Origin of the sequence: Pseudomonas sp. SJZ079, from assembly GCF_007993865.1 — a bacterium.
GTDB lineage: Bacteria > Pseudomonadota > Gammaproteobacteria > Pseudomonadales > Pseudomonadaceae > Aquipseudomonas.
On record NZ_VIUH01000037.1, the window covers coordinates 12,472 to 35,331 of the forward strand.

Genomic DNA, 22,860 nt, shown 5'->3' on the forward strand with positions numbered 1-22,860 from the left:
CGCCGGACACCTGCAGCCAGTGGCCTGTACGGTTAGTTGGCTAGCCGTACAGACCACCGGGAACACTGCAACGGCGCCTTCGGGCGCCGTTGCAGCTTCGACCGCGAACAACCAGGAATCCAAGCATGTTGAGCACTATTCCACGGGAATGCCCGGCGTTCCTGCTCGAGCGGGCCAAGGCCCTGCCGCGCGTGGTCACGGCGGTGGTCAATCCGCTCAATCTGCTGAGCCTGAGCAGTGCCAAGCGGGCTAGCGATGAAGGGCTGATCGAACCGGTGCTGGTCGGTGATCAGGCGCAGATCCGCGCCCTCGCCGAAGAGCTCGACTGGGACCTGCACGACCTGCGCCTGCTGCCCGCCAGCGACGATGGACAGAGCGCCGAGATCGCCTGCAGCCTGGCCGGAGCCGGTGACGCCGCGGCGCTGATGAAGGGGCATCTGCACACCGACACCCTGCTGCGTGCGGTACTCAAGCGCGAGGCCGGACTGCGTACCGCCAGCCGTCTCAGCCATGTGTTCCACATGACCCTGCCGGGCAGCGACAAGGCACTGTCGATCACCGATGCGGTGATCAACGTGCAGCCCTCGGTGATCGACAAGGTGCATATCGCCCGCAACGCCATCGAGCTGATGCACGCCCTAGGCTACGAGCTGCCGCGCATGGCGGTGCTCTCCGGCACCGAGGAAGTGACGCGCAGCATGCCGTCCAGCCAGGATGCCGCCGAGCTGGTCAAGCTGGCGGCGATTGGCGCCATTGGCGGTGCCTGCGTCGAGGGGCCGTTGGCCTTCGATAACGCGGTGTCGCTGGAGGCGGCGCAGATCAAAGGGATCGGCGGTAAGGTGGCGGGTAACGCCGACATTCTGCTGGTGCCGAATCTGGAGGCAGGCAACTTCCTGTTCAAACAGATGGTGTATTTCATGAGTGCCACGGCTGCTGGCCTGGTGCTGGGCGCACGGGTACCGATCATCCTCACCTCGCGCGCCGACCCGCTGGAGGCGCGTCTGGCTTCCTGTGCCCTGTCTTCCATTTTTATCGATTATTGTCGGCAGACGCGCAGCCACTCGCTGGCTGGCTAAGCAACCAAGGAGAACCCCCGATGGCTGTGCAACGTTATGGCTTTATTTTCAAGGCCCCTGGCATGCAGTTTCTCACCCACAACGGGCGCCTCGAGTCCGACACCTTCGCCGCGACCCTGTGCGGCGTGGCGGGCGTCGAGGAAGCGGTGCTGGTGGCGCAGGAATTGCTGACCCGGCATGTGCAACTGATCGAACTGTGCGGCGCCTTCAGCGAGGCCGAAGTCGAACAGGTCCGCGCCGCCATCGACGACCGGATTCCAGTGGCCGCCGTGCACTACAGCGCCGAAACGCGCCAGCGCCTGCAGCAGTTGTCCGACTAAGGTAAGCCGACTCGGATAATGCCTTGTAGGAGCCAGCTTGCTGGCGATGCTTGGCGACTGGCGAGGGATCGCCAGCAAGCTGGCTCCTACACATGTGGCTCAATCTAGGCGTAGCCCGGATGTAATCCGGGAACGCGGCTGATCCAGTCCCGGATTGCATCTGGACTACTCATTTTGTTTTCAGCGTGCGGCGGCGCATTGCGTCTGAGCTATTTCGGCCTGCCAGGCGGCCAACACCCGCCGACGCCACCAGTCGCTGCCTTCGATCAGCTGGCGAATCAGCGCCTGTTGCTGCGCATCACCGGCGAACTGCTGCGGGCGCGGCAATACCGGTAGCTGCGCGAGCAGGGTCTGGTAAGCCTGCAGCTGTTCGTCGCTGCTTTGCTGTGGGTCGCCGGGGCGGGGCAGTAACGGCAACTGCGGGCACAGATAGAACAGCAGCTGGCGGGTTGCCCTGTGCTCGCGCTCGCTGGCGAACAACGTCAGGCTGCACGCCTCGAGCAGCTCTGCGGCCAACGGCAGGCCCTCGGCGCCACGACTCTCGGTTATGTGCCCCCAGCGTGGTGCCAGCTCCTGGCGAATGAAGCCATCCAGGCGCGCGGCCAGTTCATCCACGCTCAGGCCCTGAAAATCCAACCCGGAGCAGTCCTTGAGGATGCGCAGGTAGGTCTTGTCGACCAGCGTGCGGCCGGCGTTTTGCCAGCCGCAGCCAGCGGCCTTGACCAGGCTGCCATACAGCTGCAGCAACAGGGCGTTCTCGCTGCTGCGCGCGTCGTTGCCCGAGGCAAACGCCGGATGCGGCTGTTGCCAGGCCTGACGCAGACGTTCGCCGAGCTGGACGAGGCGCAGGTTATCCAGGGTCATGTGGTTTCTCCGCGTGGCAAAGCACGCGTTCAATGAGTCATTCGCAGGCACCGCCCTACGCTCAGGCAGAGCACGGCCTGGCGGGTTGCGAGGGCGTTGCGCGCATCACTATAGGGGCAGCTGCTGCGGCCGATTAGCACCAGCTGGCGCCTGCGGTCTGGGCCAAACGCGCGGGTGTCGGCTGGCCCCTACGACAGCCTTGGCGTGGTCCTAATGGGGCGGCGGGGCTTTCTCTAGCATCGAAACCCAGTGATTTCATAACCACAGGGTGTAGGTGAGCACATGACAATAAAACAGCACCACACAATTCCCCCCATGCACAGCCAGTCGCTGGACGAGGTGCAGCCGTCGGCGTCCTGGCTGATACGCCGCAAACAGAAACTCAACTTGCTGCTGCCGGGGATCATCGCCTCGGTGATAGTCGCTGCCAGCGCCTCCTTCCTCTCCGAGCACTACGGTGCACCGGTGATGTTGATGGCCCTGTTGCTGGGCATGGCGCTGGGCTTTCTCTCCGAGGAGGGGCGAGCGGTCGCCGGTATTCGCTTTACCTCCAGCACCATCCTGCGTATCGGCGTGGCCCTGCTGGGCATGCGCATCACCGTTGAACAGATCCTCTCGTTGGGCGGCACGCTGATGGCGGTGGTGATCGGCGCGGTGTTCCTGACCATCAGTTTCGGCATCCTCCTCTCTCGGCTGCTCGGCCAGTCACGTGACTTCGGCATTCTCAGCGGCGGCAGCGTGGGCATCTGCGGTGCCTCGGCGGCGCTGGCGATTTCCGCAGTACTGCCGCAGAACAAGGACAGCGAGCGCAACACCATCTTCACCGTGATCAGCGTGACCGCGCTGAGCACCATCGCAATGATCGCCTACCCGCCGATCGCCCAATGGTTTGGTCTGGATGCCCAGCAAGCCGGGGTATTCCTCGGCGCGACCATTCACGATGTGGCCCAGGTGGTCGGTGCCGGCTACAGCATGTCGAATGAAACCGGCGATACCGCGACCGTGGTCAAGCTGTTGCGCGTGGCGATGCTGGTGCCGATCGTCTTCAGTCTGTCGTTGCTGCTGCGTAAACGCAGTGACGGTGGTCCGCGCCCGGCATTGCCGTTGCCCTTGTTCATCATCTTCTTCGTGCTGTTCGTCGCCATTAACAGCAGTGGTGTAGCCTCGGCGCAGGTGCAAGAGTTTGCCGGCGATGTGTCGCGCTGGTGCCTGATCACCGCCATCGCCGCCCTAGGGATGAAGACCTCACTGAAGTCGCTGCTGGAAGTCGGCTGGCGTCCGGCTACCCTGTTGGTCAGTGAAACCCTGTTTCTCGCCACGCTGATTCTGTTCGCGGTGAAGTGGCTGGGCTGAGAGCTAGTGAAAAAACTCCCGCCTACTGCGACCGCCTCCAGTCGCCCGCTGCTGACGTTGCGTAGTGCGCCTTGCCGCGAACACCTGGAGGCGGCCTCGCGACGGCGTTCGATATTTTCACGACCTCTGAGGCAAGCACCTGAGGTGACTTGCACAGGCACCGCCTGATCAGCAGACTGCCGCCCGCGCGGTAACTGCAAGGGTACGCCGCCTGGCGTGCCCGGCAATGGAGGTGGCATGAGTCTGCAGGTGCATGGGTTTTTTCTGCTGTGCGTGGCCCTGGCCACCGTCGCCCAGAGCCTCACCGGTTTCGCCTTCGGCCTGATCCTGCTTGGCCTGGTCGCCACCCTGCACGTGCTGCCGCTGACCGAGGTGGCGGTGGTGATCAGCATCCTTACCCTGGGCAACGCCCTGGGCACCTTGGGCGGGCCTAAGCCGCAGCTGGACCGGGCGGTGCTGATGCCCGTGCTGATCAGCAGCCTGCTCGGGGTCAGCCTGGGCATCTGGGGGCTCGGCGCTCTGGAGGGTGGGCAAATTGTCTGGCTACGCCTGTTGCTGGGTGGGCTGATCGTCGCCGCCAGCCTGATGCTGGTGGTGCAAAGCAAACCGCAGGCGCAACTGTCCGGGCAACCCTCGTTCTGGCTGGCCGGTGGCCTGTGCGGGCTGCTCAATGGCATGTTCTCCAGCGGCGGGCCGCCGATCGTCTATCACCTGTATCGCCAGCCCCTGGGCTACGAGGTGATCCGCAACACCCTGATCACGGTGTTTGCCGCCAACGCGGCGGCGCGCCTGGGTCTGGTCATGGCGCAAGGGCAACTGACTCTCTCGACTCTGTGGCTGAGCGCCGAAGCCTTGCCGCTGGTGCTACTGGTCAGCTGGCTGGTGCGCCGTTATCCGCCGAAGTTGTCGCTGCGCAGCGTGCGCTGGCTGGTCTTCGTGCTGATGGCGCTGGCCGGCGTCAGCCTGATCTGGGATTCATTGCCGGGATTGTTGGCGGCCCGTGCGGTCTGAGTACGGACCGCGCTGGTGATTCAGCCCCCCGGCCAAGGCTGCAAAAAACTTTCGTTGCACGGGAATAAAGCCCGCTCGCGGTTCGTATACCTGATGAGTACGACGCCTTTAGCAGGCCTTAACCTTCGGAGCACACCGCCATGCAGCAGAAACTGATAGCCGTTCTGTCCCTCTCGTCCGCCCTGGGCTTCGCCCAGATTGCTCATGCAGGCCCGGCCAGCGATGCCGCCAGCGCGCACTTCCAGGCAATTGGCAGCGGTGATCTGAACCAGCTGATGGCCGCTTATGCCGCCGATGCGCAGTTGAACTGGGTCGGCGGGCCGCTGGATGGCCGCTACCAGGGTGCGGACAGCATTGGTCAGCTGTGGCAACGCTTCGCCAAGGCCCAGGGCCCGCTGCAGGTCAGCCAGGCTGGACTGCAGGAGGCGGCCAACCCCAAGGGCGCCACGGTCACCGCCGACGTGCGCTTCACCGGCAAGCAGCCGATCAACGTGCGTTATGTGCTGACCTATCGCGCCGGCAAGATCGCCAGCGAGACCTGGCAGGTGGTGCCGGCGCCGGCGGCCAGCGCTTATTGATATTGGCCGAGCTCTGCGACCCGGTGTGCCTTCTCGAGATCGACGCTGTGGAACATTCCGATGAGCGCTGACAGCGAAACGCTGCTGATTTGCATCCCGCGGCTGCGCCGCTATGCCCGTGCGCTGGTGGGTGACCGGACGGCGGCCGACGATCTGGTGCAGGACACCCTGGAGCGCGCCTGGAGCAAGTTTTCCCTGTGGCGGCGCGACAGCGATATGCGTGCCTGGCTGTTCGGCATCATGCACAACCTGCACGTCGATCAACGGCGCAAGCCGAGGCTCGACACCCAAGAGCTGGACGAGGAAGCCGGCGAACTGGCCAGCCCCGCCAGCCCACCCGACGCCCTGGCATTGCGCGACCTGCAGTCGGCCCTGAGCCAGCTGCCGGACGAGCAGCGCGAGGTGCTATTGCTGGTGGCCCTGCAGGAAATGAGCTACGAGCAGGTGGCCAGCACCCTGGGTATCCCCGTCGGCACCGTGATGTCGCGGTTGTCGCGGGGCCGGGAGCGGCTGCGCCTGTTGATGGATGGGCGGGCCGCGAGTGTCGCGTTGAAGGTGGTGAAATGAGCCGAATAGAGATCCACGAGCACGAGCTGCAGGCCTATGTCGACGGGCTCCTGCCAGAGTCGCGGCGGGGCGAGGTCGAGGCCTATCTCGCCAGCCATCCGCGTGAGGCGCAACGGCTGCAGCGCTACCAGCAGCAGAATCGCGAGATTCGCGCGCTGTTCGATCCGGTGCTGGATGAACCCATCCCCGAGCGGCTGCGCGTGGCCGCCACGGCGCCAGCAGCGGCGCGTGCGTCGCGGCGTGTGTGGCCGCGTCTGGTGGCCGGGCTGCTGATCTCCTGTTTTAGCGGCGGCGCGGGCTGGCTGCTGCGCGGCGAGTTGCAGCCGCCCAGGCTGGTGCAAATGGACGGCCAGCAGTGGCAGTCCGCGCCGCAGCCCAGCAGTTTTGCCCGGCAAGCGGCGATTGCCCATGTGGTGTACAGCCCCGATGTGCGTCGGCCGGTGGAGATCGGCGCCGATCAGGAGGATCAGCTGGTGGCCTGGCTGTCGAAACGCCTGAACGCCAAGATCCAGGCCCCGAGCCTGGGTAGCCTCGGTTACGAGTTGATCGGGGGGCGTTTGCTGCCGGGCAACAGCGGCCCGGTGGCGCAGTTCATGTACCACGATGGCAGCGGTCAGCGCTTGACCCTGTACGTTTCCACCGAGAACAACAGCAACCAGAACACCGGCTTCCACTTCGCCGAGGAAGGTCCGGTCAACGTCTTCTATTGGATCGACGGCCCGTTCGGCTATGCGCTGTCCGCGGGCATCGACAAGGGTGAGCTGGTGCGAGTCGCCAGCGCGGTTTACGCACAACTCCAGCACAAGTGAGTCCAGCCTATGCACCTTTCAACCGGCCGTTTGCGCCGAGGTAATCGCCTGCGCCAGATTCTGCTCGGCGCCGCGTTGCTGCCTGGCCTGTGCGCTTTCGCCCAGCAGGAACATAGCGCCCATGCCAGCGGCCATGAGGCTGTGTCGGCGCCGGCGCCCTTCGTCGCTAGCAGCGCCCATTCATTCGCCGAGCTGATGGACCAGGCCATGCGGGTGATGGATCAGGGTATGCGCGCCGCGCCCATGCAGGGCGACCCGGACCAGGACTTCGTCAGCATGATGATTCCCCACCACCAGGGCGCCGTGGACATGGCCAAGGCCCTGCTGCTGAACGGCACGGATCCGGAAATGCGCAACCTGGCACTGGCCATCATCACCGAACAACAGAACGAAATCCGCCTGATGCGCGCCTGGCAACAACGCCAGGCCGAGCGAGCATCAGGCTCGCAAGACGGCGCCCAGGTGCCTGTGCAACCCGAAGGAGCGACTCGATGAAACAGACTCACGCCAGCCTATTGTCCCTCGGCCTGGCCATGGCCCTTGCCAGCGCCTCGGCCATGGCCGCACCCCGTCCGCAGGACCGGGTCTACAGTGCCGACCAGAACAGCAATACGGTCTCGGTGATCGACCCCTCCAGCAACCGCCTGTTGGGGCAGATTCTTCTGGGCAATCCGCGCCCGGACATTCTCTCGCCACTCTACAAGGGCGAGATCAACGTGCACGGGCTGGGCTTCTCGCCCGACCACCAGACCCTGATCGCGGTCTCCAACGGCTCCAACTCGGTGGCCTTCATCGACACCGCGAGCAACAAGGTCAAGGCCATCAGCTATATCGGTCGCTCGCCCCATGAGGGCTTCTTCAGTGTCGACGGCAAGGAAGTCTGGGTGACGGTGCGCGGCGCCGACTACATTTCGGTGATCGACGCCAAGACCTATGAGGAAACCCGCCGCATCCACACGGCGCCCGGCCCCGGCATGCTGTTGTTCCACCCGGACGGCAAGCGCGCCTTCGTGGTGCACAGCTTCAGCCCGGAAGTGGCGGTGATCGATGTCGCCAGCCATAAAGTGATCAAGCGCATCGCCGTGACCAGCCCCTTCTCGCCGTTCCTGCAACTGACCCCCGACGCCAAGGAACTGTGGATGACCCACAAGGATGTCGGCAAGGTCACCCGCATCGACCTCGACAGCCTGACGGTCAAGGAAGTCTTCGACACCGGCTTTATCAGTAACCACCTGGCCTTCGCCGAGACCGCGCGCGGCACTCTGGCCTACGTCACCGTCGGCGGCGAGAACCGGGTCAAGGTGTACACCACCGAGAGCCCACCGCAGTTGCTCGCCAGCCTGGAAGTGGGCGCGCTGCCGCACGGCATCTGGGCCTCCGACGATGGCTCGCGGGTCTATGTCGGGCTGGAGAATGGCGATGCGGTCGAGGTCATCGACACCGCCAACGACCGCATCATCGCCCGCGTGCCGGTCGGCCAATCGCCCCAGGCCCTGGTCTATCTGTCGAATGCGGTGCCGACAGGCGACGGCCGCGCCAACCTGCAGCCGCGCGGCAATGGCGAGCCGTACAACGTCGCGCTCAAGGCCAAGCAGGGGGAGGGCGGCGGCTTCGTGGTGGCGCGCAACCTGGGGTTGGTCGATTCGCTGGAGGTGGCGCTGTTCAAGCTCAAGCCAGAGACTGTCTACAGTCTCTACCTCGCCGGCCAGAACTCGCCGGTGGCGAGCTTCAAGACCAACGCCGCCGGGGCGGCCAACGGCAGCGCCATCGGCCCGTTGCGCGAGGTGGTCAGCTCGTTGGCGAAGCGTGAGGTCACGCCGGCTACCTTGCTGGTCATGCAGGGCGACGGCGCTCTGGACAGCAGCAAGGCGGTGCTCAGCAGCGTGCCCTGAGCTCGCGCAATCGAGGTGGCGGTTATTCCGCCGCCTCGTCCTTGCCCAACTCGCTGAGGGCATCCGGCTGGTTCTTGAAGGCCTTGGCGAAGATATCGCGGTTCTTCGCCATGAAGATGCCCAGCTCCTCGCCTTGTTGCTCGCTCAGCGAGGGCACGGCCTTCTGCAACACATCGGTGAGCAGCTCGGCCAGTTCGAGCATCTTGTCGTGACGATCGGCTTCGGCCTTATCCATAAATAAACGCTCCAGATCCCGACTGCTGCGGTACACCACTTCGACGGCCATTCATCACCTCTACGCCTTCACGCTGATAGGGTTGCAAGAAAACTGTTTATACATACAGTGGTGGCGCAGTGTAAAGCAGTCGGCCGAACCTGGATAGCCCATCCGAATAGTGCATCGCGCCGGCGAGGTTTGCGCCTTTGCACCCGGATCGGCAGGGTGCGCGCATCAGTGGGTGTAGCGGTAGACGATCCGCCTGATTTCCCCCGACTTACGTAAGCGCTCAATGGCCGCGTTCAGTTGGCGAACGAAATCCTCCTTGAACGGGAAGCGTGCGTTATCGGTGTCGCTGTAGCCGACATGCCCGTGTTCCACCGAAATGGTCGGGCCTTCGACTATCTGTGTGGCGTCCTTGGGCTCATACAGGCCATCGCGGCGCATTTGCGCCAGTTCGGCGAGGATCGTCAGGCGTTCGTTGAAATAGCAGTCGATGCGCTGGCGCAGCAGCTTCTGCAGGTTGGCGCGGTTGCCCGGCGCCTCCTCGATCAGGATCAGCCCGCGGCGTACCGCCTGCCAGAAGGGTTGGTCCGCCGACAGGTAGCCCGGATTATTGCCGAAGCGCAGCCCCTGGTAGTCGTCCGGCCAACGCTTTCGCGGGCCCTTGGCGAATACCTGGCGGTGGCAGAACACCACCACCCGCTCCTCGAGGATCGGCACCGAATAGGGCGCCATCCAGGGCCGCTCCCGCGGGCGGTAGTAGGGCGGCACTACGGCCAGCGCGCGCCCGGCTTCGACCTCGGCCAGGGCGCGGCGCCAGGGTTGTGGCTCCAGCTTGAGCTGGTAGCCACGTAGCTGCGGTTCGGCCGCGCGCAGGATGTCGGCGTAGATACCGGCGGCTTCCTGGCCCGTGCGGTAGGAGTAGGGCGGGTAGGCGTCGTCGAGCAGCAGGGTCACCAGGGTCTCGGCGCAGGCGGCCATGGGCGCAACGGACAGCAGCGCCAGCAGGGTCAGGGTGCTGGCCAGCCGGCGTGCTACGCATGCGATCATCGGTTTCTCTCGGTTGCGCCAGGCACGGCGTGGCGTGCAGGCGGCAGGGTCAGGCAATGCCTACCTATCATCTATAGACCACGCGGTACGATCAGGCGAAGTGTTAGCTGCTCCAGGTGGACTATGGTGATAGATGAACGTTTCACCCTCGTCCATCTTGCGCTACCGACCTCAGGTGCAAGCCGAACTCGCCTGCGGTCGGCGGGGGTACTTGATGAGAAACAGCATCGGCTTCCGCTTCAATGCCCTGTTCGTGCTGCTGGTCACCGTGCTGCTCGGCTGCTCCGGGGCACTGGCTTACTGGAGCATGCGCAGCCAGCTGCTCGAACAATACCAACGGACCCGCGACAGCGTGCAGCAGCGCCTGCAGACCAACCTGGTCAACCCCTTGTGGAATTTCGACCTGTCGACCCTGCAGGACAACCTGGCCGCCGAGGTGAAACCGCCGGTGCTGGGGATAGTCGTCTATTCCGACCTCGACGAGCGGATGGCCTCGGCCGGCGTGCTGGAGCCCACCAGCAGGCGCAGCGCGCTGTATGAGCGCCTGGAGTTCCCGTTGCTCAATCGCGGCCGCGATGAGGGACAGTTGCTGGGCCGGGTGCAGGTGCTGCTGTCGCGGCAGGAGATGGAAAACACGCTGGATGAGCAGGTCTGGCGGCGCTCCCTGGAGATCCTCGCGCTGGATGTGCTGCTGGTCGCCGCGCTGTCGCTGAGCCTGCGTCTGCTGGTGCTGAAACCGCTGACCGGGCTGCGCGATGCGCTGAACCAGGCGGCGGAGCACCGTGGCCCACCGGAGTCGCTGATGCTGCCGAGCACCCGCCACGACGAGTTTGGCGACGTGGTCGGCGGCTTCAATCGCATCGCCCAGCGCCTGGCCGCAGACCTGGAGGACAGGCGTCAGGCCGAGAGTGAAATCCGTCGGGCCTACGAGGAACTGCAGCGGACCCAGGCCACCCTGATCCAGGCGGAAAAGCTGGCGGCCCTCGGCGGTCTGGTGGCGGGCGTGGCGCATGAGATCAACACGCCCTTGGGTATCACCCTGACCGGCGCCAGCGTGCTGGGCGAGGAGACCCGGCGCTTCGCCGCGCGACTGCAGGCCGGGCAGCTGAAGAAGTCGGACGTCGAGAATTATCTGCAGGTCGCCGCGGAGAGTGTCGAGCTGATTCAGGCCAACGCCAACCGGGCGGCGCATCTGGTGCACAGCTTCAAGGAGGTGGCCGTCGACCAGACCAGCGAGGCGCGCCGCGAATTCAACCTGGCCCGCTACCTGGACGAGGTGGTCGAGAGCCTGCGGCCGACCTACAAGCGCCTGCCGATCAAGGTACGCAACAGCTGTGCGCCGAGCATTCAACTGGACGGTTACCCGGGTGCGCTGGCGCAGGTGGTGACCAACCTGTTGGTCAATGCGCTGACCCATGCCTTCCCCGACGGGGCGGCGGGTCAGGTCGGGCTCAGCGCGCAAGCCGAGGGCGATGCGGTGGTGCTGCTGTTCGAGGATGACGGCAAGGGCATCGCCGCCGAGCACCTGCCGCATATCTTCGAGCCCTTTTTCACCACCAAGCGTGGCGTCGGCGGCAGCGGTTTGGGCCTGCATGTGGTCTATAACATTGTGACTCAGCGCCTGGGCGGGCAGATCCAGGTGCAGAGCACGCCGGGGCGCGGCACGCGCTTCACCCTGCGGATGCCACTGGTCGCCCCGCAGCTGGTAGAGGAGGCAACATGAGCAACGAGCACTCCCACGCAGAAGACGACTGGCTGATCGACGACAGCGCCGCGCCGCCCGTCGCCCGCCCCGAGCCGCCCTGGCGGCTGCTGATCGTCGACGATGAACTGGATGTGCACCGGGTCACGCGCCTGGCCTTGCGCGGTATCGAGTACAAGGGTCGTAGCCTGGAACTATTGAGCGCCTATTCGGGGCAGGAGGGCTTCGAGCTGCTGCGCGATCAGCCAGGCATAGCCCTGATGCTGCTCGACGTGGTGATGGAAACCGAGGATGCCGGGCTGCGCCTGGTGCATCGGGTGCGCGAGGAACTGGACAATCCACTGGTGCGCATCGTCCTGCGCACCGGTCAGCCGGGTCAGGCGCCGGAGCAGGAGGTGATCCTCAGCTACGACATCAACGACTACAAGGCCAAGACCGAACTGACCCTGCAGAAGCTCTACACCACGGTCATCGCCTCCTTGCGCGCCTACGAGAGCCTGGTCGCCATCGAACGCAGCCGCCAGGGCCTGAGCAAGATTCTCGAGGGTTCGGCGAATCTCTATCAGATGCACTCGCTGCGCGAGTTCGCTTCCGGCGTGCTGGCGCAGATCGGCGCCATTCTCGACGTCGGCACCCACGGCATCCTCTGCGTGCGCCGGGGTGCCAGCAGCGACTCGGTGGCGTTACAGGTGCTCGGGGCCACTGGCAGTTTCGCCGAGATGGCGCATCACGACGAGCTGGACGAGACGCACCCGATCTATCCGCTGATGTTGCAGGCGATCGAGAGCCGGCAGAGCCTCTATGCCTATCCCAACGAGGTGCTGTATATCCCGACCCAGACCAGCCACGAGTTCCTCCTGTATTTCACCCCGCCCTGGCCATTGACCGAGGTGGACAAGGACCTGCTGCAGGTGTTCTGTAGCCGTATCGCTTCGGCCTTCGACAACTTGCACCACCACCTGCAGATGGCGCGGGCACAAGAGGCGACTGTGGTGGCCCTGGCCGACCTCGCCGAGTACCGCGACAGCGACACCGGCGATCACGTGCTGCGCGTCGAGCACTGGACCGCGCGCACCGCTCGGCGCATGGCCGAGCGCGGCGACTATCTGGACGAATTGACCCCGCGCTTCCTCGAACTGATCGGCATGGCCAGCATTCTGCACGACGTCGGCAAGGTCGCTACCCCGGACCTGGTGCTGTTCAAGCCCGGCGTGCATGACCAGGAACAACGCGAGGTGATGCGTCGGCATGCCAGCATCGGCGCCGCCATCCTGCAGCGTTCGGCGCGTATGGTGGAGGGCCAGAGTTACCTGTCGATCGGTGCCGAGATCGCCGGCGGGCATCACGAGCACTTCGATGGCCAGGGCTATCCGCAGGCCCTGAAGGGCGAACAGATCCCCCTCTCGGCGCGCATCGTGGCGGTGGTCGACGTGTTCGACGCGCTGATGCACCGGCGCCCCTACAAGGAACCCTGGTCGCTGGCCGACTCGCTGGCCTATATCCGCGAGCGCAGCGGCAAGCAGTTCGACCCCAAGGTGGTGGCGGCCTTCCTCGACGAGGTCGCCGAGGAGTACTCCGAGTCTCAGGACAGTGCCTGAGCGGACGCGACAACGCGGCCAGTTGCTCGATCAGGAGGGCGCGGGGGGGCAGCAATCCGCGGCCGTTGGTCCTGCCAGGGGGCGCCCGCATGCCGCTGTACTAAACTTGTAGGACGGGCATTGGCCTCATCCACTGCTCGGGTTGGGGGTAGGGAATTTCCCTGACAGCGCGCAACAACCCGTTGCGATATGAGTCGGCTGCGACCCGCAGCGGCTCGCGCGGGCTTCATCGGGACGAGGGGCCAGCGGCAATCTCCAGGCCAACGGCAGGAGGTGCATCATGACCATGGCCACCCGGTTACAGAGTTATTTATCAGACAAGCATACGAACTACGACATGCTCCAGCACGACCCCTCGATGACCACCCGTGAGTCGGCGCGGCGTGCAGGCGTACCGCCACACCTGATGGCCAAGCCGGTGATCCTCGATGATTTTCAGGGGCATTGGCTGATGGCGGTGGTCCCGGCGACCCGCCAGGTTAACCTCAACAAGGTCAACAAACTCACCAAGCGCCACTGGCGTCTGGTACACGAGAGCGAGTTTAGTAGCCGCTTCAACGACTGCGCCTTGGGTGCGATTCCACCGGTCGGCAGCGCCTTCGAGATGGACACCCTGATCGATCAGTCCCTCACCGGGCTCAAGGATGTGTATTTCGAGTCGGGCGATCATGAAGGCTTGGTACACATGAGTTCCGAGCAATTTCTCCAACTCATGCCGACCGCCCAACACGGCTTCTTCAGCGAATCAGCCTGACCCCCGGGCGGCGCCGTTGCTACGGCGCCCCCCCTTTTCCCAATTGCTGGGCCTACCATGGCGGTCGCGTCTTTCTTTGCGCGCGCTGACGTACCTGCTCGCGTGGGCGAGTGTGCTACCCGCTCGGAGTGGTCTTGTTCCTGCATAGGCTAATTGTCACGCCGGCGATGGATCATCGCGGCGTAGGCACTTTGCAGTCTTTAAGGAGCGCAACGAGTGAGTATCAATTGGGCCGAACGCCTGCGCGAACAGATGCATGGGTTGTCCGAGTCGCTGGGCAATCTTCTGGTCGAAGCCTTTCACTACCTGGCGTTGTTCGCCATCGGCGCGGTCACCGCCTGGGCGGCGGTGGTGGCGTTTCTCGGGATGATCGACAAGGGCCATATCACGGTCGATGACATCCTCTTGCTGTTCATCTACCTGGAACTGGGGGCGATGGTCGGGATTTACTTCAAGACCAACCACATGCCGATCCGCTTCCTGATTTACGTGGCGATCACCGCACTGACTCGCCTGCTGATTGCCGATGTCTCGCACCATAATCGCCCGGACTGGGGCGTGGTGATGATTTCCGGGGCCATCCTGTTGCTGGCGCTGTCGATTTTGGTGGTGCGCTTCGCCTCCGCCAAGTACCCCTCGGTACAGGCCGACGGTCCGCGTCGGCGGCGCAACCCGGCCGATGAGGCGGCGGAGAAGGACGACGTTCGCGGTGACGATTAACTGCACAAGCCGATGCAGTCCGAGCTGGATTAGGTGTTTTCCCAGATTTCATCCTGGCATCGATTGAGTCCCCAAGCGTAGGAGCCAGCTCGCTGGCGATCCGTCGCCGGTGCTCAGCACAATTGCCAAGCATCGCCAGCAAGCTGGCTCCTACAGGGCGGGTGCAGGGCAACGATTGGTGCCGGCGCGTAGCCCGGATGCAATCCGGGAAGTCTGTCAGCCCAACCCCGGATTGCATCCGGGCTACTTAAGCTGTCAGTGGGGCAGGGGCGCGAACAGGTCCTGCAGGTCATCCTCGTTGAGTTGCCATTGCCCCTGGCTGGCGCCTTCCAGTACCCCGCGGGCCAGGTTGGCTTTGGCCTGCTGCAACTGCTGGATTTTCTCTTCCACGCTGCCACGGGCGATCAGCTTGTAGACGAACACCGGCTTGTCCTGGCCGATGCGGTAGGCACGGTCGCTGGCCTGGGCCTCGGCGGCCGGGTTCCACCAGGGGTCGAAGTGGATCACCGTATCGGCGGCGGTGAGGTTCAAGCCGGCGCCGCCGGCTTTCAGGCTGATCAGGAAGATCGGCAGTTCGCCGCTCTGGAACTGCGCCACCGGCGTACGCCGATCCTGGGTGCTGCCGGTGAGCTTGGCATAGTCGATCTGACGTTTCTGCAGTTCGACCTCGATCAACGCCAGCATCGAGGTGAACTGGGAAAACAGCAGCACCCGGCGACCCTCGGCGAACAGCTCTTCGAGCATCTCCAGCAGGGCGCTGAGCTTGCCCGAATCATGGCTGCTCAGCGTGGCAGGGTTAGGGTCATTGCCATCGTCGAGCAGGCGCAGGTCGCAGCAGGCCTGGCGCAGACGCAACAGGGCCTCGAGGATGACGATCTGGCTGCGCGCCAGGCCTTGGCGGGCGATTTCCGCCCGGACTTTCTGGTCCATGGCCAGGCGCAGGGTCTCGTAACGGTCGCGCTGGTCGGCGCTCAGCTCGACCCAGTGGGTGATCTCGGTTTTCGGCGGCAGCTCGGGGGCCACCTGTTCCTTGTTGCGCCGTAGTATGAAGGGTTTGATCCGCCCGCGCAGATGCGCCAGGCGCTGCTCGTTGCCCTGCTTCTCGATCGGCGTGCGGTAGTCGCGGGTGAAGCCTTTGCTGTCGCCGAGCCAGCCGGGCATGAGGAAGTTGAACAGTGCCCACAGCTCGCCCAGGTGGTTTTCCAGCGGCGTACCGGTCAGGCACAGGCGCTGTCGCGCCTGAATCTGTCCGGCGGCCAGCGCCGCCTTGCTGCGCGGGTTCTTGATATTCTGCGCCTCATCGAGAATCAGCAGCTGGAAGGGCTGTGCGGTCAGCGCCTTGAGGTCGCGCGGCAGCAGGGCATAGGTGCTGAGGATGATGTCGTGCTCGCCGATCAGCTTGAACTGGCTGCGGCGTTTCGGCCCGTACAGGGCCAGCACCTTGAGCTGCGGGGCGAAGCGCGCGGCTTCGTCCTGCCAGTTGGGAATCAGGCTGGTGGGCATGACGATCAGCGCCGGGTGCTGCAGGCGCCCGGCGTGCTTCTCGCCGAGGATATGCGCCAGGGTTTGCAGGGTCTTGCCCAGGCCCATGTCGTCGGCCAGCACGCCGCCGACCTGCAACTCGCCGAGTGCCTGCATCCAGGCCACACCGTGCAGCTGATAAGGACGCAGTTCGGCGCGCAAACCCTCGGGTGCCTGGATGCTTTGCGCCGGCAAAGTATGCAGGCGCTGGGCGAACTCGCGCAGGGGCGCGCCGCCTTGCCAGCTCAGCGCCGGCCCCTGCTCCAGCTCGCTCAGGCGCGCGGCGTCGGCGCGCGGTAGGCGCAGGCGCTGACTGGACTCGCCCGGCTCGCGCAGAAACAACTCGCCGAGGGTCGCCAGCAGCGGCTTCAAACGGGCGAAGGGCAGGGCGATACGCCGCGTGCTCTGCGGCAGGTTGACCAGCATCACCTCGTCATCCGCCCGCTTGTTCAGGGCCTCGCCGTTGAGCAGCCAGGGCGTGCGGCGAATCGCCTGCAACAGAATCGGCAGCAGGCTGATGCGCTGGCCCTCGACTTCGATGCCCAGCTCCAGCTCGAACCAGTCGAGCTCCGGCGCCTCCTCGACCTCGGCGTACCAGTCGTCCACCTGCGCCAGGTTGAACTGGAAATCCGCCTGCATGTGAATCTGCCAGCCCTCGTCACGCAGACGCGGCAGCTGCTCCTGGACGAACTTCAGCCAGGCGCTGTCGTGGCTCAGCTCGAAGGGTTCGCCGGCGTGTTCGGGCAGCGCCTCGCTCTGCCGCAGGGCGACCTGCAAGCCGGTGTCTTCCAGGCGTTTACGCAGGGCGGCTTCGCTGGCGCCATCGCGGATGATGCGCAGGCTCAGCGCTGGACTCTGGCGCACCAGCAGGTCCTTGGCCGGCTTGCCGAAGGTGCGCTGGCCCTGATAGTCGAAGGCCAGGGCGGCGCGATGCTGGGTCTGTTCGTGCATGCGCCCCTTGCGCGCATCGAAATGCACCCGCACATGGCTGCCGAGGGTCAGCAGCGGTTGCGGCTGCAGGCCCTCTACACGCTGCTCGACGGCATCCTTGCTCGGCACTATCAGCGCGCTGAGGTCGGCCCCCGAGTGCTGCTGGGCCTCCAGGGTCAGCAGGGCCGCGACCACATGCTTGCAGTTGAAGCCCACCGGACAGTTGCAGCGACCGCTCACGCCCCAGCCCTGGCCATAAGGCTGCAGGGTGATGCGCTGCCGATAGACCTGCGCCGCCGAGCCCTGGCAGCTGGCTGTCAGGATATGGTCCTTGAGGCTGAGCAGGGTGCTGCGCCGTTGTTCGGCATAGCCGACGCCGCGCGTGAAGTCGCCGCTGCCGAACTCGGCACGCCAGTCGGCCTGGTGCAGGTGCAGGATATCCAGGCTCATCGGGCGAGCCCCGGGTGCGAGCGATGGAGTCTGGACATGGCGCCGCCGAAGCTGTGGGAAGCCGACAATTTTGGCACAGCTGGGCGTGGATTAGCAGGGCGTTGGCTGCTGCTGCGGCCCGCCAGTTGCCGGGCGTAGTGCCGGGGCCGAGTGAGGCCTGGGGCCGTGGCTCAGCCGGCGAACGCCAGGCGGTACTGCCCCGGCGTGGCGGCGAAGGCCTGGCGAAAGCGATTGCTGAAGTGACTGGCGCTGGCAAAGCCGCAGGCCAGGGCAATCTCGCCCAAGGGTTGGCCGGTCTGGCGCAGCAGCGCTTGCGCCCGCGCCAGGCGGCGGCTGAGCAGGTAACGGTGCGGTGGCATGCCGAAACTCAGGTGAAACATCCGCGCGAAATGGTACTCGGACAGCGCGCAGAGACCAGCCAGATGCCCCAGACTGAGCGGCTCGCTGAGGTGCGCCTCGATAAAATCGCGCAGGCGGCGGCGTTGCGTGGGCGCCAGGCCACCGCTCAAACGCAGGCCCTCGCGGCGGCCGACCTGGGACAACAGCGCATGGTCGAGCAGGTCGTGGGCCAGGCTGCTGGTCAGCAGGCGTTCGCCGGGTTCCTGCCAATCGAGCCGACACAGTTGGCGGAAGCGCAGGGCCTGCTGCGGGTCGTCGAGGAAGGTGCTTTCGCGCAGTTGCAGTTCCCGCGGTTCGCGGTCGAGCAGACGGATCGCGCCCTCGGCGAACTGTTCCTCGCCGATGTACAGGTGCGCCAGATGGATCTCGCCGTCGATCACCCAGGCCGATTGGTGCCCGGCCGGCAGCACGCAGAGTTTGTCCGGTGCACCCTTGCTGCTCGGCCGCTCGCGGCGAAAGGTGCCGGTGCCGCCCGCCAGGTAGCAGGACAGGGTGTGGTGGGTCGGCGCCTGGTAGTCACGGCGGTCGTCCCGGTTGCTCCACAACGCCGCGACCAGCCCATCGCCCAGCTCGGCGCTGCGTTGCAGGCGCGCGTGCGGCGAGCTGTTCATGCTCTGAAAAACCTGCAGCTGTTCGAGTTGCGACATAGGCGTCCCCTTGACCCCGACATGCTACGCCGAGCGCGCCCAGCTGCCAGCCCCGCAGGGCAGAAAAGCGCAAGATTGGGCAAGTGGGACGGCAGCAGTTGCCAAGTGGGTTGCTGTTGAATCGGCCAGGCTTGGGTTGGCGATGGGGGCAGATCGCGGCCAAAAACGGGCAGTCGAAAGTGCCCACGAAGCTGAGGCCTATTCAATGAGCAATGAAATGGGCTTCCTCTACTTCATCTAGCTTCGTGAGCCCGAGTCTGAGTGGGGGTAGTAATGGCGGGGATGGCCGATTGACAGCAATAGGTGCTGATACTACACCTTGGTTAGGGAGGGTACAGGCGTCGAAGGTTTCTCCTTTCTTGCAAAGGCTCTTGGTCGGGGCCACGTGTGATCGTGGCTCTGTGTCAGGTCGTTGTCTCGCGGAAACCCTGCAGAAGCGCCGCATTCTCATTCTTTCGGCCCCTAATCAGCCGAAAGGTATTCCCCTACATGCTAGACGCATCGCGGGGTTTGCTGGAGGAGGGGAGGCGATAGCGAGGAGGCGCACATGTACCTGCCAGGAGATGCGTCCAAGGCGCGACTCAGGGAGGCGGATATTGCGAGACGGAATTTTGCGGAGTTGGCGACAGCCCTCGCCAATGGCGAAGTCACACGACGCGACTTCATCAAATGGGGCTTGGTAACGTCCGGTGGACTGCTGGCCCCGGTTCATGGACTGAGTCCCTTCCCCAGCAGTGCCTACGCCGATAAATTCGATATCCCGACCGGGTTGCCACCCAGCCCGTTGTTCGGCGTCCGGCCCTTCACTCAACCCATGCCGCGCTTCGACGTGTTGCCACGCAAGGCCTATATGCCCGGTAAAGGGGTAATGGACCCAATTCCGGCGTTTCCCGGTAAACGCGGCCCCGACCCGACGGAACAGGCGAATACCACCCAACAGCCTGTACCCGCCGTACTGGGTGGACGCACCGGCCCCATCGAGGGCCGCCCCCCAGGCCCCATCTGGGCCCACCAGCAATGGAACGCCTTTTTCCCCAGAGTAGTGGTAGAAGTCACTCAGGAAGGTGCCAAGGGCAACACCGTCTACAACCCCGGCGTGCCGTCGAGCCTCAACTCCGGCATCGTTCCATCGGCATATTTCCGTCCGACCTTCCATCCGGACCTGCCTGACCAAGGGCCACTTGCGTTCTGGACGTTCAACGGAACCCTGCCACCCAAGTTGCTGATCGGCCGGTACCATGAGGCCATCCTCTTCCGGCATCACAACCGCCTACCCGCCGACCCCACGCAAAACGGCGGCTTCGGGATTCACACCCTTACCACCCATGAACATAACGGGCACCACGGGGCGGAAAATGATGGCTTCACCGGGGCCTATTTCTACCCCGGCCAGTTTTATGACTACCACTACCCGATCGTCCATGGCGGCTACTACAGCGTCAACCAAGACGCCACGGACCCCCAGTGCGGAAGCCCGAACGACGCCGGTGGCATCGACAATGTCCCAGGCGACTACCACGAGACCATGAGCACCCACTGGTTCCACGACCACATGTTCAGCTTCACCGCGCAGAACGTATACAAAGGCAACGCCGGGATGTTCAACATCTACAGCAGCATCGACCGCGGCAACGAAGAGATCGACGACGGGGCGAACCTGCGGCTACCCAGCGGCACGGACAAAGCCTTTGCCAACCTCGACTACGACGTGAATCTGATGATCGCGGACAAGGCCTGGGACCAGGACGGGCAGTTGGCGATGAACATCTTCGACTTCGATGGTTTCCTCGGCGACGCGATGACCGTGAACCTCGCCTACAAGCCCTATTTCGAGGTCGAGCGGCGCAAGTACCGCTTCCGCATCCTCAACGCGGCTGTCGCACGGTTCTTCAAGATTGCCCTGAGCGATGCGTCGCCCATGATCATGATCGCCAACGACGGCAACCTGCTGCCGAGTCCGGTGGTGCTCACCGCGCTGGACGAGATGGGCATCGCAGAACGCTTCGATATCGTCATCGACTTCTCCCGCTATCGGGTCGGGGACAGGGTCTGGATGGTCAACCTCGCCGAACACGAGAACGGCCGCAGGCCCAAGGAAGACCTCTCGCTGCGCGATGCGCTGTCCGGTAAGACGGAGGACCCCTGCGTCGGCCGCTTCCTGGAGTTTCGCATCGCCCGCAACCCCAGTAAGCCGGACCTGAGCCAGGTGCCCGCCATCCTCTGCCAGAACCCAAACCTGTCGAAGATACCTGTGGCGGCGCAACGGACCTTCGAGTTCGGCCGTGGCGCCAAGCGAACCACCAACGATCCTGTCTCGACCTTCTTCGGCCCCTGGGGTATCAAGACCAATGGCGGCGACACGCTTGCCGCCGATTTCGGCCGCATCTCGGCGGCCCCGCGCTTCGGCACCCGCGAGATCTGGACGCTGAAGAACGGCGGCGGTGGCTGGGACCACCCCATCCACATCCATTTCGAGGAGGGCCAGATCCTTGCCCGCGACGGCAAACTGAGCAACGTCCCAGCCTGGGAGCGTGGTCGCAAGGATGTCTACCGGCTGCATCCGGGTGGCAGCGTCACTATCAGCCTGCAGTTCCGGGATTTCGGCGGGATGTTCATGGAGCACTGCCACAACACCACCCACGAAGACAACGCCATGCTGCTGCGCTGGGAAATCGACGACGGGGGCGGCGCCTTTCTGAGGCCGCTGCCGACCCCAATCCCGACGCCTCAGGGCGTTACCTTCGTTTCGCCGACCGATGTCCTGCCGACGGCATTGAAATAGGAGGGCGCCATGGGCCGAATCAGCTGGGCGAGCAGACTGGTGGCCTGGGTGCTGCTGGCGGGCGGCGCTGTTCTGCTGCCCGGCGGCCCCACCCTGGCCGCGCAACCCTGGGGGGGCGATTACTTCCCTGATGTGCCGCTGACCACTCAGGACGGCAGAACGGTGCACCTGTATGAGGACCTGCTCAAGGGCAAGTTGGTGGCGATCAACATGATCTTCACCTCCTGCCCGGACAGTTGCCCCCTTAGCACCGCCAATCTGGCCCGGGTCCAGCGGCTGCTGGGCGATCAGGCGGGTCAAGACATCCACTTCTACTCCATCAGTATCGACCCTGAGCACGATACGCCGGACGTGCTGAAGGCCTACGCGGAAAAATTCCATGCCGCCCCAGGCTGGCTGTTCCTCACCGGGAAGCCGGACGACATCCGCCTGGCGCAGAAGAAGCTGGGCCTCTGGTCCAGCACCGATGCCGAAGACCCGGATGGCCACCTCACCAGCCTGATGGTCGGCAACGAGCCCACCGGCCAGTGGATGCGCCAGTCCACCCTGGACAACCCGCGCTTCCTGGCGACCAAGCTCAGCTCCTTCCTCCTGGGCTGGCAGAACCAGCGTGGCGCCTTGGGCGAGAGTTACGCGACCGCCAAGCCGATCGACAACCTGGACGCGGGCCGCTACCTGTTCCGCAAAACCTGCGCGGCCTGCCACACCATAGGCCAGGGGGAAGCGCTGGGACCGGACCTGCGCGGCGTCACCAGTCGGCGCAGCAACGACTGGCTGCGGCGCTTCATCAAGGCGCCCGAGCAGATGCTGGAGCACAAAGACCCCACCGCCCTGGAGCTATTCGCCAGGTACAACCAGGTGCGAATGCCCAACCTGTATCTGGGTGACGAAGACTTGGAGGCACTGATCCGCTATCTGGATAACCAGGGGGCAGGCCCAGCCGGCCAGGCGGATTCCCAGCCGCCAAAGGCCCTGCCCAGCCATGACAGCCAAGGCACCTAGCGACTCCGCACGGAGTCGAGGAGGCAATGATGAATATCGCACGAAGGAGAATCCCAGCGGCCCTGCTGGCATTTGCCGGGCTGCTGACTAGCGCGGTTTCGGGCAGCACCACCGCCCGCCCCCTGTTCCCGCGCCGGGCAGCCCAGCTCATAGTTCCTATCGCCGGCACCCTGGTCGGAGAAACCGAGGACATCGCCCTCAAGGGGTTGGCGCGGATCAACAGCACTACCTTCAGCGACCCCGACCTGGGTGGGCCACCGGGGGTGGTTCTACTGATCGACTTCATTGCGGTGATCGGTGTCGGGCGCAAGAGCCACACTACTTATTTCGCCCATGGCGAGAACCGCGTGGTCCGGGAGTTGCGCGCCACTGACCTGGTGGAACTGACCTTCCCCATCACTCCGCTGAAAGTCAGCGCGACCAAGACGGCGGTGCCGGTGCTGGCGTCCTTCCAGTTGACCTTCGACGTTGACCAAGGCCAACTGCGGGCAGTCACGGCCAACCTCTCCACCCCCACCTTCTAGTGTTCCGTCCCTCAAATAACTACTATTAATCGAGTGTATTGAGGGGCGGAGGCGGGGCTATGAGAACAGGCCGACCGAAGGCTGAGCTGGT

At 64.7% G+C, this 22,860-nt stretch carries 21 protein-coding genes; 16 read left to right on the forward strand and 5 right to left on the reverse strand.

Translation table 11 applies throughout. The features are described 5' to 3' along the window. The first annotated feature begins 125 nt into the window (after positions 1-125). Positions 126-1,076 (forward strand): bifunctional enoyl-CoA hydratase/phosphate acetyltransferase, encoded by a 951-nt coding sequence (locus FBY03_RS21675; protein ID WP_147174417.1) that lies wholly within the window; start codon positions 126-128, stop codon positions 1,074-1,076. Positions 1,077-1,096: 20 nt separating this feature from the next. Then, positions 1,097-1,396 (forward strand): DUF6506 family protein, encoded by a 300-nt coding sequence (locus FBY03_RS21680; protein WP_147174418.1) that lies wholly within the window; start codon positions 1,097-1,099, stop codon positions 1,394-1,396. A gap of 180 nt (positions 1,397-1,576) precedes the next feature. On the opposite strand, the gene FBY03_RS21685 is transcribed toward FBY03_RS21680, so the two are convergent. Continuing rightward, the gene (locus tag FBY03_RS21685; protein ID WP_147174419.1) at positions 1,577-2,260 is read right to left on the reverse strand and encodes a hypothetical protein; all 684 of its coding nucleotides are present in this window, start codon (positions 2,258-2,260) and stop codon (positions 1,577-1,579) included. Positions 2,261-2,575: 315 nt separating this feature from the next. Here FBY03_RS21685 and FBY03_RS21690 point away from each other — a divergent pair, with 315 nt between their 5' ends. The 7 genes from FBY03_RS21690 to FBY03_RS21720 all read left to right on the forward strand — a co-directional run bounded on the left by FBY03_RS21690 (position 2,576) and on the right by FBY03_RS21720 (position 8,470). After that, positions 2,576-3,613 (forward strand): YeiH family protein, encoded by a 1,038-nt coding sequence (locus FBY03_RS21690; RefSeq protein WP_147174436.1) that lies wholly within the window; start codon positions 2,576-2,578, stop codon positions 3,611-3,613. 237 nt (positions 3,614-3,850) lie between these two features. Beyond that, the gene (locus FBY03_RS21695) at positions 3,851-4,624 is read left to right on the forward strand and encodes a sulfite exporter TauE/SafE family protein (protein ID WP_147174420.1); all 774 of its coding nucleotides are present in this window, start codon (positions 3,851-3,853) and stop codon (positions 4,622-4,624) included. 140 nt (positions 4,625-4,764) lie between these two features. Then, positions 4,765-5,202, forward strand: a complete 438-nt coding sequence (locus FBY03_RS21700) for a nuclear transport factor 2 family protein (RefSeq protein WP_147174421.1) — start codon at positions 4,765-4,767, stop codon at positions 5,200-5,202. Positions 5,203-5,262: 60 nt separating this feature from the next. Then, positions 5,263-5,769: an RNA polymerase sigma factor gene (locus FBY03_RS21705; protein ID WP_147174422.1), complete on the forward strand. Its 507-nt coding sequence runs from the start codon at positions 5,263-5,265 to the stop codon at positions 5,767-5,769. Further along, positions 5,766-6,578 carry an anti-sigma factor gene (locus FBY03_RS21710; protein WP_147174423.1) on the forward strand — a complete coding sequence of 271 codons (813 nt, stop codon included), beginning with the start codon at positions 5,766-5,768 and terminating at the stop codon, positions 6,576-6,578. The genes FBY03_RS21705 and FBY03_RS21710 overlap by 4 nt, the downstream gene beginning before the upstream one ends. Positions 6,579-6,587: 9 nt before the next feature. Then, a complete protein-coding gene (locus tag FBY03_RS21715; RefSeq protein WP_147174424.1) occupies positions 6,588-7,073 on the forward strand; it encodes a DUF305 domain-containing protein in 486 nt (161 codons plus the stop codon). Then, positions 7,070-8,470, forward strand: coding sequence for a YncE family protein (locus FBY03_RS21720; protein WP_147174425.1), 1,401 nt, complete (start codon positions 7,070-7,072; stop codon positions 8,468-8,470). Before FBY03_RS21715 ends, FBY03_RS21720 begins: the two co-directional genes overlap by 4 nt. 22 nt (positions 8,471-8,492) lie before the next feature. Here FBY03_RS21720 and FBY03_RS21725 read toward each other — a convergent pair whose 3' ends face one another. Together FBY03_RS21725 and FBY03_RS21730 are read right to left on the reverse strand one after the other, a co-directional pair. After that, entirely contained in the window at positions 8,493-8,756 is a 264-nt protein-coding gene (locus FBY03_RS21725; protein WP_025164949.1) for a YebG family protein, read from the reverse strand. Positions 8,757-8,921: 165 nt separating this feature from the next. After that, a complete protein-coding gene (locus FBY03_RS21730) occupies positions 8,922-9,740 on the reverse strand; it encodes an ABC transporter substrate-binding protein (RefSeq protein WP_147174426.1) in 819 nt (272 codons plus the stop codon). 214 nt (positions 9,741-9,954) lie between these two features. On the opposite strand from FBY03_RS21730, the gene FBY03_RS21735 reads away from it, so the two are divergent. From FBY03_RS21735 to FBY03_RS21750, 4 genes are all read left to right on the forward strand, one after another. Next, positions 9,955-11,463 carry a sensor histidine kinase gene (locus tag FBY03_RS21735; protein ID WP_147174427.1) on the forward strand — a complete coding sequence of 503 codons (1,509 nt, stop codon included), beginning with the start codon at positions 9,955-9,957 and terminating at the stop codon, positions 11,461-11,463. Further along, on the forward strand, positions 11,460-13,040 hold the full coding sequence (locus FBY03_RS21740) for a DUF3369 domain-containing protein (protein WP_147174428.1): 1,581 nt from the start codon (positions 11,460-11,462) through the stop codon (positions 13,038-13,040). The genes FBY03_RS21735 and FBY03_RS21740 overlap by 4 nt, the downstream gene beginning before the upstream one ends. A gap of 280 nt (positions 13,041-13,320) precedes the next feature. Continuing rightward, on the forward strand, positions 13,321-13,794 hold the full coding sequence (locus FBY03_RS21745) for an aminoacyl-tRNA deacylase (RefSeq protein WP_147174429.1): 474 nt from the start codon (positions 13,321-13,323) through the stop codon (positions 13,792-13,794). A 216-nt stretch (positions 13,795-14,010) separates the two neighbouring features. After that, positions 14,011-14,514, forward strand: coding sequence for a phosphate-starvation-inducible protein PsiE (locus FBY03_RS21750; protein ID WP_147174430.1), 504 nt, complete (start codon positions 14,011-14,013; stop codon positions 14,512-14,514). A gap of 255 nt (positions 14,515-14,769) precedes the next feature. Here the strand turns inward: FBY03_RS21750 and FBY03_RS21755 are convergent, their stop codons facing one another. Then, on the reverse strand, positions 14,770-17,415 hold the full coding sequence (locus FBY03_RS21755; RefSeq protein WP_147174431.1) for a DEAD/DEAH box helicase: 2,646 nt from the start codon (positions 17,413-17,415) through the stop codon (positions 14,770-14,772). A gap of 170 nt (positions 17,416-17,585) precedes the next feature. After that, positions 17,586-18,461, reverse strand: coding sequence for an AraC family transcriptional regulator (locus FBY03_RS21760; protein ID WP_147174432.1), 876 nt, complete (start codon positions 18,459-18,461; stop codon positions 17,586-17,588). Between the two features lie 547 nt (positions 18,462-19,008). Between FBY03_RS21760 and FBY03_RS21765 the strand changes: the two genes are divergently transcribed. The 3 genes from FBY03_RS21765 to FBY03_RS21775 are packed head-to-tail and all read left to right on the forward strand — an operon-like array spanning position 19,009 to position 22,769. After that, positions 19,009-21,243: a multicopper oxidase family protein gene (locus FBY03_RS21765; protein ID WP_147174433.1), complete on the forward strand. Its 2,235-nt coding sequence runs from the start codon at positions 19,009-19,011 to the stop codon at positions 21,241-21,243. A gap of 9 nt (positions 21,244-21,252) precedes the next feature. Next, the gene (locus tag FBY03_RS21770) at positions 21,253-22,245 is read left to right on the forward strand and encodes an SCO family protein (protein WP_147174434.1); all 993 of its coding nucleotides are present in this window, start codon (positions 21,253-21,255) and stop codon (positions 22,243-22,245) included. 29 nt (positions 22,246-22,274) lie between these two features. After that, on the forward strand, positions 22,275-22,769 hold the full coding sequence (locus FBY03_RS21775; RefSeq protein ID WP_147174435.1) for a hypothetical protein: 495 nt from the start codon (positions 22,275-22,277) through the stop codon (positions 22,767-22,769). Positions 22,770-22,860 lie beyond the last annotated feature (91 nt).

Excerpts from the sequence above, each read along its gene's own strand:
- FBY03_RS21735 (WP_147174427.1), top strand. The coding sequence starts at position 9,955 with ATGAGAAACAGCATCGGCTTCCGCTTCAATGCCCTGTTCGTGCTGCTG.
- FBY03_RS21755 (WP_147174431.1), bottom strand. The coding sequence starts at position 17,415 with ATGAGCCTGGATATCCTGCACCTGCACCAGGCCGACTGGCGTGCCGAG.
- FBY03_RS21745 (WP_147174429.1), top strand. The coding sequence starts at position 13,321 with ATGACCATGGCCACCCGGTTACAGAGTTATTTATCAGACAAGCATACG.
- FBY03_RS21695 (WP_147174420.1), top strand. The coding sequence starts at position 3,851 with ATGAGTCTGCAGGTGCATGGGTTTTTTCTGCTGTGCGTGGCCCTGGCC.
- FBY03_RS21760 (WP_147174432.1), bottom strand. The coding sequence starts at position 18,461 with ATGTCGCAACTCGAACAGCTGCAGGTTTTTCAGAGCATGAACAGCTCG.
- FBY03_RS21725 (WP_025164949.1), bottom strand. The coding sequence starts at position 8,756 with ATGGCCGTCGAAGTGGTGTACCGCAGCAGTCGGGATCTGGAGCGTTTA.
- FBY03_RS21720 (WP_147174425.1), top strand. The coding sequence starts at position 7,070 with ATGAAACAGACTCACGCCAGCCTATTGTCCCTCGGCCTGGCCATGGCC.
- FBY03_RS21710 (WP_147174423.1), top strand. The coding sequence starts at position 5,766 with ATGAGCCGAATAGAGATCCACGAGCACGAGCTGCAGGCCTATGTCGAC.
- FBY03_RS21775 (WP_147174435.1), top strand. The coding sequence starts at position 22,275 with ATGAATATCGCACGAAGGAGAATCCCAGCGGCCCTGCTGGCATTTGCC.
- FBY03_RS21705 (WP_147174422.1), top strand. The coding sequence starts at position 5,263 with ATGAGCGCTGACAGCGAAACGCTGCTGATTTGCATCCCGCGGCTGCGC.
- FBY03_RS21685 (WP_147174419.1), bottom strand. The coding sequence starts at position 2,260 with ATGACCCTGGATAACCTGCGCCTCGTCCAGCTCGGCGAACGTCTGCGT.
- FBY03_RS21730 (WP_147174426.1), bottom strand. The coding sequence starts at position 9,740 with ATGATCGCATGCGTAGCACGCCGGCTGGCCAGCACCCTGACCCTGCTG.
- FBY03_RS21765 (WP_147174433.1), top strand. The coding sequence starts at position 19,009 with ATGTACCTGCCAGGAGATGCGTCCAAGGCGCGACTCAGGGAGGCGGAT.
- FBY03_RS21700 (WP_147174421.1), top strand. The coding sequence starts at position 4,765 with ATGCAGCAGAAACTGATAGCCGTTCTGTCCCTCTCGTCCGCCCTGGGC.
- FBY03_RS21715 (WP_147174424.1), top strand. The coding sequence starts at position 6,588 with ATGCACCTTTCAACCGGCCGTTTGCGCCGAGGTAATCGCCTGCGCCAG.
- FBY03_RS21680 (WP_147174418.1), top strand. The coding sequence starts at position 1,097 with ATGGCTGTGCAACGTTATGGCTTTATTTTCAAGGCCCCTGGCATGCAG.
- FBY03_RS21770 (WP_147174434.1), top strand. The coding sequence starts at position 21,253 with ATGGGCCGAATCAGCTGGGCGAGCAGACTGGTGGCCTGGGTGCTGCTG.
- FBY03_RS21690 (WP_147174436.1), top strand. The coding sequence starts at position 2,576 with ATGCACAGCCAGTCGCTGGACGAGGTGCAGCCGTCGGCGTCCTGGCTG.
- FBY03_RS21675 (WP_147174417.1), top strand. The coding sequence starts at position 126 with ATGTTGAGCACTATTCCACGGGAATGCCCGGCGTTCCTGCTCGAGCGG.
- FBY03_RS21740 (WP_147174428.1), top strand. The coding sequence starts at position 11,460 with ATGAGCAACGAGCACTCCCACGCAGAAGACGACTGGCTGATCGACGAC.